Origin of the sequence: Phyllobacterium trifolii, from assembly GCF_014192095.1 — a bacterium.
Classification (GTDB): domain Bacteria; phylum Pseudomonadota; class Alphaproteobacteria; order Rhizobiales; family Rhizobiaceae; genus Phyllobacterium; species Phyllobacterium trifolii.
Genome location: NZ_JACHXN010000037.1, coordinates 17,871 through 30,675 on the forward strand (window position 1 = coordinate 17,871; position 12,805 = coordinate 30,675).

Annotated in this window: 11 protein-coding genes; 8 read left to right on the plus strand and 3 right to left on the minus strand. The window is 57.8% G+C overall.

Going from position 1 to position 12,805, the window contains the following annotated elements; all coding sequences use genetic code 11:
* Nucleotides 1-8: 8 nt before the first annotated feature.
* A complete protein-coding gene (locus FHS21_RS28900; RefSeq protein WP_183665521.1) occupies nt 9-2,738 on the minus strand; it encodes an aminotransferase class I/II-fold pyridoxal phosphate-dependent enzyme in 2,730 nt (909 codons plus the stop codon).
* 717 nt (nt 2,739-3,455) lie between these two features.
* Nucleotides 3,456-4,550, minus strand: a complete 1,095-nt coding sequence (locus FHS21_RS28905; protein ID WP_183665523.1) for a porin — start codon at nt 4,548-4,550, stop codon at nt 3,456-3,458.
* A 659-nt stretch (nt 4,551-5,209) separates the two neighbouring features.
* Between FHS21_RS28905 and FHS21_RS28910 the strand changes: the two genes are divergently transcribed.
* The 6 genes from FHS21_RS28910 to FHS21_RS28930 all read left to right on the plus strand — a co-directional run bounded on the left by FHS21_RS28910 (nt 5,210) and on the right by FHS21_RS28930 (nt 9,313).
* Nucleotides 5,210-5,491 (plus strand): hypothetical protein, encoded by a 282-nt coding sequence (locus tag FHS21_RS28910; protein ID WP_183665525.1) that lies wholly within the window; start codon nt 5,210-5,212, stop codon nt 5,489-5,491.
* A 218-nt stretch (nt 5,492-5,709) separates the two neighbouring features.
* The gene (locus FHS21_RS28915) at nt 5,710-6,129 is read left to right on the plus strand and encodes a hypothetical protein (RefSeq protein ID WP_183665527.1); all 420 of its coding nucleotides are present in this window, start codon (nt 5,710-5,712) and stop codon (nt 6,127-6,129) included.
* Between the two features lie 3 nt (nt 6,130-6,132).
* The gene (locus FHS21_RS28920) at nt 6,133-7,362 is read left to right on the plus strand and encodes an HlyD family secretion protein (protein WP_183665529.1); all 1,230 of its coding nucleotides are present in this window, start codon (nt 6,133-6,135) and stop codon (nt 7,360-7,362) included.
* A gap of 334 nt (nt 7,363-7,696) precedes the next feature.
* Nucleotides 7,697-8,509 carry a DUF2092 domain-containing protein gene (locus FHS21_RS28925; RefSeq protein WP_183665531.1) on the plus strand — a complete coding sequence of 271 codons (813 nt, stop codon included), beginning with the start codon at nt 7,697-7,699 and terminating at the stop codon, nt 8,507-8,509.
* Entirely contained in the window at nt 8,506-8,718 is a 213-nt protein-coding gene (locus tag FHS21_RS31090) for a hypothetical protein (RefSeq protein WP_246411301.1), read from the plus strand. The genes FHS21_RS28925 and FHS21_RS31090 overlap by 4 nt, the downstream gene beginning before the upstream one ends.
* Before the next feature lie 97 nt (nt 8,719-8,815).
* Nucleotides 8,816-9,313: a hypothetical protein gene (locus FHS21_RS28930; RefSeq protein WP_112531277.1), complete on the plus strand. Its 498-nt coding sequence runs from the start codon at nt 8,816-8,818 to the stop codon at nt 9,311-9,313.
* Nucleotides 9,314-9,387: 74 nt separating this feature from the next.
* Here FHS21_RS28930 and FHS21_RS28935 read toward each other — a convergent pair whose 3' ends face one another.
* Nucleotides 9,388-9,852 carry a CYTH domain-containing protein gene (locus FHS21_RS28935; protein WP_112531276.1) on the minus strand — a complete coding sequence of 155 codons (465 nt, stop codon included), beginning with the start codon at nt 9,850-9,852 and terminating at the stop codon, nt 9,388-9,390.
* 499 nt (nt 9,853-10,351) lie between these two features.
* On the opposite strand from FHS21_RS28935, the gene FHS21_RS28940 reads away from it, so the two are divergent.
* Nucleotides 10,352-12,082, plus strand: a complete 1,731-nt coding sequence (locus tag FHS21_RS28940; protein WP_183665533.1) for a hypothetical protein — start codon at nt 10,352-10,354, stop codon at nt 12,080-12,082.
* Nucleotides 12,083-12,374: 292 nt separating this feature from the next.
* Nucleotides 12,375-12,805 (plus strand): polyphosphate kinase 2 family protein (locus FHS21_RS28945; protein ID WP_512699180.1); only part of this gene is annotated, 431 nt, incomplete at its 3' end.

Genomic DNA, 12,805 nt, shown 5'->3' on the forward strand with positions numbered 1-12,805 from the left:
TTTCCCCTTTAGCGTTTCGACTTGGCGGAGATGACATCGGGCCTCAACAGCTTCAGCCCGCGCGCTTTCTCGTAGCCGTGTATCTCCTTCACATCGAGCTTGCGCATAAATTCGATGGTCTCTTGTGTGATCACCTGGCCGGGCACCATGATCGGAAAGCCGGGTGGATAAGGAATGACGAAATTGGCTGAGACCATTTCCGGCCCTTCGCGAAGCCGGCGGTCGCATTCTTCTCCGTGCAGGGTCACGTATTCGCAACCCGCAGCGTCGTAGGCACCGTAGAAGGCGGTGCGCATGTCTCCCTCGGGCGTAGACCGTCCCGCGTCCTGACGGAACGCCTCATGGAAGTGACTGAAGTTCGGCAGGTCCGGAACATCCGTCATCAAAGACTTCACGCGGGCTGCAAAAGCGTCCTGCTCTCCGCTGCCTCCGTGGGCCAGGCGCGTCTCGATAGCGTTGCAAATCTCCAGCAGGACGCGGAGCAACTGCGCGATGTCGCTGCGCGTATTGTTGATGTTGGATTGCAAAAGGACCGAATTGCGCGACGTTTTGTTGAGTTGGATGTCGTATGTATTGGCGAGCAATGCTTTGAACTCGGTTCCGTCGAAACCTGCCGTTCCGCAGACCAGCGTCATCCGGGTGGGGTCTAGGCAGAACTCGTCTTCGTGCATGCTGCGAACCTGCTCGGCCCACGTCGTGCCAGGAGCCAGGAAATCCACGAACCCGCTGTTGCGGTATTCTGCCGGAACCATGCCATCGGCACCGAGCACCTTGAAATACTTCGAGATCAAGGGATGGGAGTTGATCTCGCGCCGAATGGAGAGCGATATCTCGATCGCGTTCAACACGAGGCCGTAGCCTTCCAGCTCCATCTGCCGCCGCGCCACGTCCAGACTGCCGATCAGTTGCTGGTTCGGGCTGGTCGAGGCATGGGTGAAAACTGCCTCATGGAACTGCGATTCGACTGTGTGGAAGTCGACGTCCTTTACGAGCACCATGGAGCCTTGACGCAGCGCCGACATCGATTTGTGCGTAGAATGGGTCTGATAGACGCGAACCCGTACCTTACGCGGGTCGGGGATCAGCCGCGTCTCCAGCAACTTATCGGCCGAAGGGTCCGAACCGAGCTCGTCCTGTTGCTTCTCGTATGCCTTGATCGAAGCGGGATCGTGTATCCAAGCGCCGATGGCCGACGCTGCGCCCATCGCGGTTCTGGGACGCAATATGGGCGAAAAACGCGCAAAACCGAACCACGCCTCATCCCAGAGGAACACGAGATCCGGCTTGATGGCGAGGCACTCCTCCATGACGCGGCGCGTGTTGTAGATGTGGCCGTCGAAGGTGCAGTTGGTCAGATCCACCATCTTGACCCGATCGAGTCTGCCCTCCGCCTTAAGGTCCAGAAGCGCCCTTTTTACGCTGGCGAGAGGCACTGCGCCGTACATCGAGTATTCGGTCATCGGAAATGCGTCGACATAGAGGGGTTGCCCACCCGCAAGTACCAATCCGTAATGATGGGACTTGTGGCAATTGCGGTCGAGGATGACGATGTCACCCGGGGCCACAATCGCCTGGTGCACCATTTTGTTCGAGGTGCTGGTTCCGTTGGTCACAAAGAACGCGTGGTCTGCCCCGAAAGCGCGCGCGGCCATCTCCTGTGAACGTTTGATGTTGCCCGTCGGCTCAAGCAGGCTGTCGAGACCGCCGGTTGTCGCACTGCTTTCTGCAAGGAACAGATTGATGCCGTAGAACTCGCCCATATCGCGGATCCAGTCGGACTTGAACACTGACTTGCCACGGGCGATCGGCAGCGCATGGAAAGTGCTGATTGGCCGCCGGGCGTACTTCTTCAAATTGTCGAAAAAAGGGGTTTCGAAGCGCCGCTGAATGCCTTCGAGCACGGATAGATGGAGCTCCAACGGCTCCTCGATGGCATACAGCACCCGACGTATGGAGGCGGCCCGCGGATCGCCGGCCAAGCTCTCCACCCGGCGATCCGAGAGTAAATAGACGTCGAGCTCCGGCCGCAAGCGCTTCAGCGAATTGGCCAACAGCAGCGATAGGTCGGCGTCTTCCCTTCTCGCTTCCTCGGGCACGAGGTTGGCCAGAACACTCCGCAGCACGGGAGCCGGGTGGCGCGAGGTATAGGTGAAGCCCTCGAAAATCGTCACGGCGGCAATATAGGGATTTATGATGGCGGCGCAGATTGCATCCTCGAAGCTTTCGACCGGGACCATTTCGTAAATGAACGCGTCCTCGGGCCGGCGCAGCTTCCGCATTTCCGCGATTTGATAGACGGCGTGCGTGGTGGCACCAGGTGCGACCATCAGCATCTCGAAATAGGGACGCCTTGTTTCCCTGCCGCCCAGCGTCGGCGGCAGAACGTCGGCGGGCGAGTCGGCAAACTCGTCGGCAGTACCCCACTCGGCTGCGTCGTACTTGAAGTCGCGTGTGACAATGGCGGCAGAGACACGCCGCACCAGTTCGGTGAAGCCGACGGCATTGTCGCCCTGCAACTTGTCGCGCAGCGCGCCCATCAGTTCAGGGCCGGGAAACGCATGGAACTCCTCGATGGGCCCCAACTCCGCAAAAGCCGCTTCAACCGCGGCCTTGTTGGACCGCCCGCTCGACCAGGCCCGCGAAGCACCCACGATATCACGCCAGCGATCCGCACGTGCTGCCGGCATTGAGAAGAAATGGTCGATCCGGTGTTCGGATGTCTTGGCTTTCGTCGTCATCACCTGTCTCCTTGCCTCGGGTGTCGATCTCTCGACGTCATCAAGCCGGACACCTTCATGGGGTGTCGCACAGTCGTGTTGCGAACTTCAGATTGCGATCATGGGTTCTGCCTGCGGCAATGGGCAAGTATGTTACTGTATTCAACACCCCCAACGGACGACCGATATTTATGTGGCGTGCAGGCCTGCTGGTCTCACGCCCACCTGTTCGTGCCGATTGCAACGATCATTGTGGTGCGTGAAGAAGTCGCGTTTGCGCGCAAAACGGTGAAATTGACAATGATATCAGCCACTAACCCCTGAGGGTCCGGCCGCGGCACCTTTTGTCCTGCAAGTGGAGGACACCGACCCTTTCGGTCCCGCCGCGCCGATCGGCGTGTGCAACCGCCGGCAACCACGCACTGCCTTCGAAAAGCTCTCCAGCAACCTGAGGGGCGTATGATACACAGTACTATACTGCCAATTGGCGCGCTCGCCTTGGGGTGTCAATATGGCCCAGGTTCCGGAACTAGGGCCGGCGAGCCCCTCGACAACGATATCGCGCGCTCCATCGGGTGCGCGTGCGGCCCTGGCAACCGGCCCGCAATTTTTCCCGTGTCCAGGAGGAGTTCGAGGCGCGAATTCGCGCGCCCGCACAGGGACATCGACGGGGCGACATGTCGTTCGCTTTTTAAGGCAGGCCGAGCGGGCCCGCTCGCAAAGTTCGCCCGTCCTGGCCTAGAAGTTGCGTTGGAAGCGGACGATACCCCCGACCGCGTCGTCCTCTCCGCTTTCGAGGAGGGCTTCCTCCTTGCGTCCGCCGCCAAACTTGGTGTAGTTGATTTCCGGTCTGATTACGAAACCGGGAACAAGCTCGTAATTGACGTTGAGGGCAAGCGCCCAGGTCCCTTGTTCTTCATAGGCGGCCTGAGCATTGATCGTCGTCTTGTCGGCAACCTTGGCGGCAAACCCGCCCCACGCGGCCCAGTCGCCTTCCCATGGCCCGTACCAGTTGCGATTTTGATTGGTGATGAACGAGTCCTCGTCGTAGTCGGATTGATAGCCGCCCATTATCCAGGCGGACAGCGTGTCGGTAAACTTGACGTCCAACCGCGCTTTGACCCCGATGTCTTCCTGCACCGAGTCGTAGCCGATGACGCCGGCGACCGTTCCCCAAGACTGTTCATATTTCACGCCGGCGAGAACGTGGGGCATATAATCTTCGATGACATAGTCGTAACCGTTCGTCTCCGAACCTTGCTCGGCGGCAACGATGGCAGAAAATCCGTTGCCCGCCTTATATGTATAACTGATTGCGTTGGTGGACATGCTGTCCGCACCGTACTGGATGACGTCGTCCCTGATGATGTTGCCGGCATAATTCAGCCAAGAACCAAAGATGACGTCATTGACGCCGATCTGGAAACCGCCGAGCTCGATGAAGGCCTGATGAAGGATGCCGCCGGCATCGTCGCCGTTCGTGTATTGGAACCGGCCGTCGATGTAGGACCGCAAAGTGCCGAGTTCGGTCTCGGAGCGCGCATCGAAACGCAGCTCGGCACGCGTGCGGGAGTACCATGTGTCGTTCTCACCGCCGACATGACCGCCGGTATAGACATTGTCGCCGCCGGCCACTTCAAAACGCAGATAGCCGCCGAATTTCAGGCAGGTTTCCGTGCCGGGAATATAGAAGAAGCCCGCGCCGTAGGCATCGCAAACACGGACATATTCGACGGGATCCGGCTCAGCGACCACGACCGCGTCTGCAGCGAAAGCTCCAGTTGCCAAAGCAAAAACTGCGGCGGTGCCAATTAGAAGACGTTTCGTATTCATAGAACCCCCTTTTTTGTCTCGTTAGTGCACGTTCACCAAAGGTCGCGGATTGAAGCGACACCTCCCAACTGCAAAACCATCAGCTGCCGCGTTGTCTTCCTCTTATATCACGCCAAGAAGTATTTCACGGGACCTTTCCAATGCGCATCGCCCCCAAGGAGTGTATTGGCGGCAGAAGCGAAAATACGGCAGCGCTCATCATTGATATCAAGATTGTGCCATACATCTTACGATCCCCTTAAACAGGAAATTCCGATTGGCTGGAGGACGATCATCTGCCTCGACCACTACCGAGCCCGCCCCCGACGCCGCCTCCGCGGCTGGCAATCCTCAGGCCACCACCATGCCCCACTCGCGGCCCTCCGCCGTCCAGGCTCATTTGGGCTGGCAAAAAGACAATAGGCGCTGGCCTGCCGGAATTCCCGTAACATCCGGTATGCTACATGTATTCCGGGTCCAGCTGGCTACGTGGCTGGAAGGTCGTAGGTGGCGTTTTGTCGAGACATGCGAACTACCCGGATTTGGCGCGGGCTTAGTTTCCGATTTAAGCGCACCGGCCGGTTCGTCGACTGTATGCTACCGTAAGATACCCCCCAAATATGCGTTGATCTGCGATAGTTGATGTGTCGCCTCCTGCTTGAGGAAAGGAGCCCTATTCGATGGACGTTCGCCTGATGGCAGCCAAGCGGCGGTTTCCACTCCGAAGTCAGGCGATTGAGGAGCGAGCCGGCCGGGACGAAGAGTTTCGCGATCTTTGCACGGACTTCCATGATGCACAGGCAGCACAGCTGTACTGGGAGCAGTCGACGGACCCTGAACACGATGAACGCAGCGCCGAATACCTGGCATTGGTGGATGACCTGGCGAGGGAGATCGCAAGCGCTCTCGATACGGCCAAAATCATTCCATTCCACAAGCGCTGGCCAAAAACGCTCCGGTAGACATCCGGACCGTCTGCCAAAAGACACTGCTTACGTCCCCAGCCGCGTAAAATACAGTAGTTTACATGACTTCGAGCCCCTGACGTGCAAGTGATTATATCGATGAAGCAGTAGGTTTTTCCACAACGCTGACAGGGCCTGCTGGTCATCGATGTTAGCCAGACATGCTGTCGCTGACGATTAATGAGCGCCAGCGACAATATCGAAGGGATGAGAACATGGCCGATACACTGCATCCGGCAGCGATCGAACATCTTCCGGGCTTCGTCACGGGACCAGGCGAAAGCGATTGGTTGTTCACCGTCGTCGCCGTGTTCCTTTTGGCCGCCGTTCTCATGATCGGCAATTTTTACTTCCAAGTCCATGCCCTGCCGGAACGAATGGCGCATCGGACCAAAAAAGTGCAAATGGAGATCGTGGCCGTTCTGGCGCTGATTTCCCTCTTCACGCACAACCACATCTTCTGGATTGCCGGCCTGTTGCTCGCATTTATCGATCTGCCTGATTTCGCCACGCCGATGAGTTCGATGGCCCAGTCGCTTGAAAGGCTGTCGGGACGGACCCCTGCGGTTGAGGATCCGGTGGTCGTCACGCTGGTGCCGAAACCTAAGCCGGATACTGTCGGTGGGGGCATCTGATCGATGTTCGAGCTTCTTCTCTGTTCCCTGCTCACGGTCTTCCCGGATTATCTCTATCGCCGCTACGCCCAGGGGAAGCGGATAGGACGCGAGATCACTCTTTTCACGGTATGGTATGAATTGCGCTGGGGCATCACCGCGTGCCTCCTGCTGACGGTCTCGTTGATCACGCTGGTGTTTTACTACCACCCCTCGACCAAGAACGTGACCGCGATATTCCGCACCGTGACCATTCTGCCCGAGACTGTCGGTCGTGTTGCCGAAGTGTTCGTCGGCGTGAATTCCAAGGTCCGTACAGGCGACCCTCTCTTCAGGCTCGACAGTTCGGAACAGGAGGCGGCGCACGAAACGGCCCAGCGCCAAATCGACGAAACGGTTGCCGAGACCGCCGTGGCACAAACCGAGCTGGCCGCAGCGGACGGGCTTATCCAACAGGCGCAAGGCGCGTACCAGCAGGCGCTCGACGAACTCGCAACCAGGCAGGAGCTCTTGCGGCGCAATGCGGACGTCTCGGTTCGGGAGGTGGAGCGGTTGCAGATCACCGCCGACGGCAGGAAGGGTACGCTCGACGCCGCCGTCGCCAACAAACGGACCATCGAGACAAAGCTTTCTTCCCTACTTCCCGCCCAGAAGGCGAGTGCGGAAGCCGCTCTCAAACAGGCACAGGTCGAACTAGACAAAACCCTCGTTCGCGCCGGCGTCGCGGGAACCGTCCAACAGTTCACGCTCCGACGCGGCGATGTCGTCAACACAATGATACGCCCCGCAGGTATCCTTGTCCCCGAAGGAGCCGGACGGGCAAGGCTGGTTGCCGGCTTCGGCCAGATCGAGGCGCAGGTGATAAAAAAAGGCATGATTGCGGAGGCCACGTGTATTGGGATGCCATTCACCATCATTCCGATGGTCGTGACCGAAGTCCAGGACGTCATTGCGGCGGGGCAACTGCGGCCAACGGACCAGCTGCTCGATGTGGGGCAGATTGTGCAAGGAGGATCGCTCACCGTCTTCCTCGAACCTCTTTTCCCGGGTCAGCTGGACGGGTTGCCACCAGGCAGCAGCTGCATCGCCAACGCCTACACCAACAACCACGACGCGCTCGCCGCGCAGGATATCGGCACGTCGCGCTGGATTTTCCTCCACGTCGTGGACACGGTTGCGATCGTGCATGCGATGATCCTTCGGATGCAGGCGATAATGCTGCCGGTCCAGACGCTCGTACTCGGCGGCCACTAACACTGGTCGATATTGGAAGTCAGGAAGCACGTGTCGTACGCGAGTGGGCCCTCATGGGGACTGTATCTTCCCGCGGCCGGTGGTAGATCCTTCGATCTATGATGGACCGTGACGATAGCGACTAAGCTCCATAGCGGACGCGGGCTGTCACCGCGAACGTCGCTGCAAGTTATGTAGTGTCACCTGTAACATACCCGATGTTACAGGTTTTTCCGTTCCACAGCGCGTAGTGTGAACCAAGGCTTGGCGATCGCGTCGTTCTGATCGATGCGTATCCAAGTGAATGAGGATCGGGTGGATATTCGACGGACAGACAATCACGGGAGATAATACGATGACGACCAAAGCTTGGAGGTCCATGCAATCCACTGTCACCGTCCTTGCATCGGCGGCGCTGACGATGATCCTCGCGGCCGGTACATTCCCGGGCGCTTCGGCCGGCGAAGCCGAAGCCAAGACGATTCTCAAGTCGATGTCCGACTACATGGCGGGGCAAAAGGCCATTTCATTCGCCTACGACACCAATTTCGAGGTCGTCACCAAGGACCACCAGAAGCTGCTTCTGGCAAGCTCGGGCAAAGTCGAAATAGGCCGCCCCGACAAGTTTCGCGCCACGCGTTCCGGAGGTTTTGCCAATGTCGAGACGACGTTCGATGGCAAGACCCTGACGCTGCTGGCCAAGGAGGACAATATGTACGCACAGGCCGAGGTACCCGGCACGGTCGACCATCTCATCGACGAATTGCGAAACAAATACCAGAGGCCCGTCCCCGGCGCTGATCTCCTGCTCACCAATGTCTACGACGAATTGATGCGTGACGTGGTCGACGTGAAGGATCTAGGCAGCGGCGTGATCGGCGGCACCGAATGCGACCATCTGGCGTTCAGGGCCAAGGAAGTCGACTGGCAGATATGGATTGCCCAGGGCGAGCACCCCTATCCTTGTCGATACGTCATCACTTCCACGCAAGTTGACCAAGGACCGCAGTACAGTATCCAGATCAGCGACTGGAAGACCGGAACGGATGTCGTTGCGCAGGACTTCAGCTTCAAGAACGCGACGGATGCCAAGCAAGTGGACGACCCGAGGAAACTCGTCGATATCGACGAGCTTCCGGATCAATTCGCCGTAGGAGGCACAAAATGAACATTCCAAGGAAACTGAAAATCTTTGTGCTCACCGCCACCGTCGGGCTGTTCGGCCTGGAAGCCGGAACGGAACTTTCAATCCCGGGGGTGGCCAGTTTTGTGGCTACCGCAGAGGCGAGAGTTGGTCGGCCGCTCACGCCCGTCAGCGTCGCAGGCGCTGCTCGGCGCACGGTGAGGCGATGCGCGGCTGGGGTATATAACTGTTAAGCCAACGGCACGACAAGCACCGCGCAACTTGAAACATGTTGGCGTTCTTGACGCAATTGTCTTCTTGGCGTCGTTTGTCATTCAATAGGAGGAAACCATGCATTTATTCGCTCGGACTGCCTTGGCAGTTGCAGCACTCACCGTTCCTTGTACAGCCGCAGAGACCGTGACAAAATATGGCTCGGCGGCCGGTTGGGACATATATGTAAAAAGTAGCACAGGTCCTGGCTGCATGATCATGCGGGACAATGCCGACGGCGAAACACAGGTGCAGATAGGCATCGATGCGACGGCGGCCCCGCGTGGCTACCTGGCGCTCTATTCCAAGAAACCGACAAAGATCACCGCCGGCGAAAAGATCTCCGTCGTGTTCGACGTCGATGGCGAGAAGTACACGGGTGTGGCCAAGGGACAGGGAATGGAGGGATACGAAGGCGCATTCGTTCCCTTCAACAATCTCGATTTCATCTATGATCTTGCCAAGAAAAAAGCGCTGACGATCACCTCGAAGGGACGCAGGACCGTTGTGGTCGACCTCACCGGCACCGACAATGCATTCAAGGCACTGCGAGAATGTCAGGCCGCTCAGAAGTAAGTGGTGGCGTATCCGGAGCATTACCACGCAGTGACAGTCGGCAATCGCTCCCAAATTGGGGGCGGTCAAAGCCGCTACCCACGCTCTCCGTCCAACGCCAATATCTGGTTCGAGTACATTTGCTCTCCGGTGATTTCCCGCCCCAGCCAAACGGGCAGTGGAAACTCGTCGCTGGCGTCCCTTAACTCGATCTCTGCAACAATGAGGCCACGATGTGCACCCTCGTAGACGTCAATTTCCCAAACATGTCCGCCGTAAGCTACATCATAGCGGGTCTTTTCAACGACGACTCCAATTCGGTGCCTTATTAGTTTGAGAGCTTCGCAATATGGAAGGTCGTACTCAAATTCGTCTCGCTGCATCGGACCCGTGCGGACTTTGACGGTCAGCGTGGCGCGCCTATCGTCGATGGTCCTAACGCGCACCGTCCTGTCTCCGGCGACCGTCATATAGGCCTGACGAAAAACGGATCGGATGGTCGCATGCTCCCTCCAACCGTCATCGGAGACAAGATATTTCCGCTCAATCTCCACTTTCATCTGCCTCCTCCTCGTTGCAATGGCGAACTAATGCAAAGCAAAGATCTCGCTGGAGAAGTGCCCCAACGCCGAAAAGATACGGCACTTTGCCTCGAAATCGCCCCTTCAATCTCGCTGGCAAGGTAATTTGCCATCTCCGCAAATTCGGCGCGTCGTTCACTGCGGATTGGATCCGGCAGATTCTCCACGGTTTTGATCGCTCGCTCCGCAGCTGCAAGATCACTGCACAATTCGCGAAAGGTTTCGTCGCTGACGTAAAGGTGTTGAATTCGTAACGAGCTTTCCGCGTATCGGCGCAAAACCGCAGCCAATTTCTTGATCGAAGGCACCTCCAGTCCGCGCGTTCATTGTCTTTCCTTCGGCCTGGTTCTGTGATTGGGCAACCAAGCCCTTTGTCCCTCGGTAGTATATTGCGCTTTCGTCAAAAAAGGACGTAGAATACTGTAGAATACAGCAACTGGTGAGTGTGCCGGGGTTGCAGTATTCGGGGGAGAACGACGTGGAGGACGTTGTTCAAGACGGGGCATCGGTACCCACCCATGCCGATATCCTTGAGCAACTTGACCGTATCCGGTCGAGCAGTGAATTTGACGTGCCCGAGCGTGCCCGGCAATTCTTCGCCTACGTTGTCGGCGAAACCGTTGGCGGTCGCGCAAACCGGATAAAGGCCTATTCGATCGCGGTCGAGGTTTACGGCAGAAGCTGTTCTTTTGACCCCCAGATTGATCCGGTGGTCCGAATCCAGGCCGGTCTGATCCGGCGGGGACTGGAGCACTACTATCTTGTTGCGGGCCAGAACGACCCCATCGTCGTGACCATGCCCAAAGGCGGCTATGTCCCGGTCTTTTCGCGCCGAACTGAGACGCCTCCTTCTGCCCACAGGCTTGCCGCAACGTACTCGAAACAACTCACGGCCACTTGGGGGCGCGCACCACCCTGGGTGGGGCTTATCCTCGTTGTAGCCGCATTGATGGGTCTAGCCCTCTACGCTGGAGGCATGTTCCGCTTTGGAGACGGTTTCGGCATCACGGACAGGCAGGCGGCCGGCCCCGGCGTTCCGAAGTTGGTGATCGAACCCTTCGAGGACCTTTCGGGCACTCCCGATTCGGCGGTCATAGCCCAAGGTCTGACGGACGAAGTCATCGGTCAGCTGGCAAAATTCAAGGAGATCGTGGTGGTTGCCGGCACGGGTATCATGTTGGCCGCAGGTGATTCCGAAGCGCTCTTTGCCCTGGAAGGGCGCGTCCGCCTTCACGGCGACAAGCTCCGGCTGAACGCGCGGCTCCTCGATCGAAACAGTGGATCAGTGGTCTGGACAAATAACTACGACAGCATCGTCCAAGTCCAAAGCCTGCTTCAACTCGAGGCCGACATAGCACAAGCAGTGGCGACAGCCCTGGCCCAACCCTACGGGATAATTTTCCAGACCGATGCTGCCGATCTTGCACAGTCGCCGCCTGATGACCTGGAGGCATATAAATGTACGCTGGCATACTACCGCTATCGCTCGAACCTCAACCCCGCAACACATGCGACCGTTCAGAGTTGCCTGCAGCGGGCAGTCCAACGTTTCCCCAACTATGCGACAGCATGGGCCCTGCTTTCATTGACCTATCTCGACGAACTTCGTTTTCGATACCGTTTGAATTCGACGATCCCTTCGCTTGACGTTGCAACCGACGCGGCAAGGCGGGCTGTGGAACTGGATCCCCAAAACGTTCGAGCGCTGCAGGCCGAAATGCTCAGTCATTATTTCCGCGGCGAAATTACAGCGGCATTGGACGTCGGCGCACGAGCTTATTCGATCAACCCCAATGACACCGAGCTGGCGGGTGAGTATGGATTCAGGCTTGCCTTGTCAGGGCAATGGAAGCCCGGATGCAAACTGGTCGCTTCGGCTGTGTCCCGCAATCCGCAGCCATCGGGGTATTTCGAGTCTGCGCTTGCAGTCTGCGCTTATATCGACAAGGACTACATAACTGCCGAGAGATGGGCGAGACTGGCGGACGTTCGCGCCAACCCGATTTATCACCTCATACTGACGGCAATTCTCGGGCAGCTCGGCAAAACCGAGGAGGCTCGCAGCGAACGGCAATGGCTCGCAGTCCACGCACCCACCTTCGTCGACAATATTCGCCATGAAGTCGCCGTCCGGATCATTCGCCGCGAGGATCAGTTGCATTTGCTCGACGGGTTCAAGAAAGCGGGGCTTTCCATCCCCGACGAGTGACCCACTTGGCCGTGCGAGCCCGCGCAGCCAAACGTACCTTCGTGCACTCTATGTATATTACACGATGTTACGGGTTCTCCCCGGCAGTGCAGACTACACTTTTCTGGTTGAAATGGTTTTGACGCGGTCTTGCTGCGAATGAGCAGTCGGATGCAGCAGCGTTTCCTGGAGCACTGATAATGATAGTCGCCGCAAGCCAAAGGAGCCTGAGGGGATATCGAGCCAATTGGCTATCGAGTGATATATCGGCCGCGATAAGAACCCAAATCCCAGACGCCTGGAGGATAATGTGATGAACAAACACAGTGAGACATTGCGGGAAGAGGAGCATGTCGAGCACAAGAAGCTCGGCAAGGACCGCTACAACAAGCAAATGAAAAAGCTTCAGATCGAGCTCGCGCATTTACAGGCGTGGGTGAAGAAATCCGGATCACGCGTCATCATCCTGTTCGAGGGCCGTGATGCGGCCGGAAAAGGCGGCATGATCAAACGGATCACGGAGCGGGTAAGCCCGCGCGTGTTCCGCGTCATTGCGCTTCCTTCGCCAAGCGACCGGGAGAAATCCCAGATCTTCATGCAGCGCTACATTCAACATTTTCCGGCGGCGGGCGAGATCGTGATCTTCGATAGGAGTTGGTACAACCGCGCAGGCGTTGAGCGGGTCATGGGTTTCTGTTCCGAAAAGACAACGCGACGCTTTCTTGAACTTACCCCGCTCTTTGA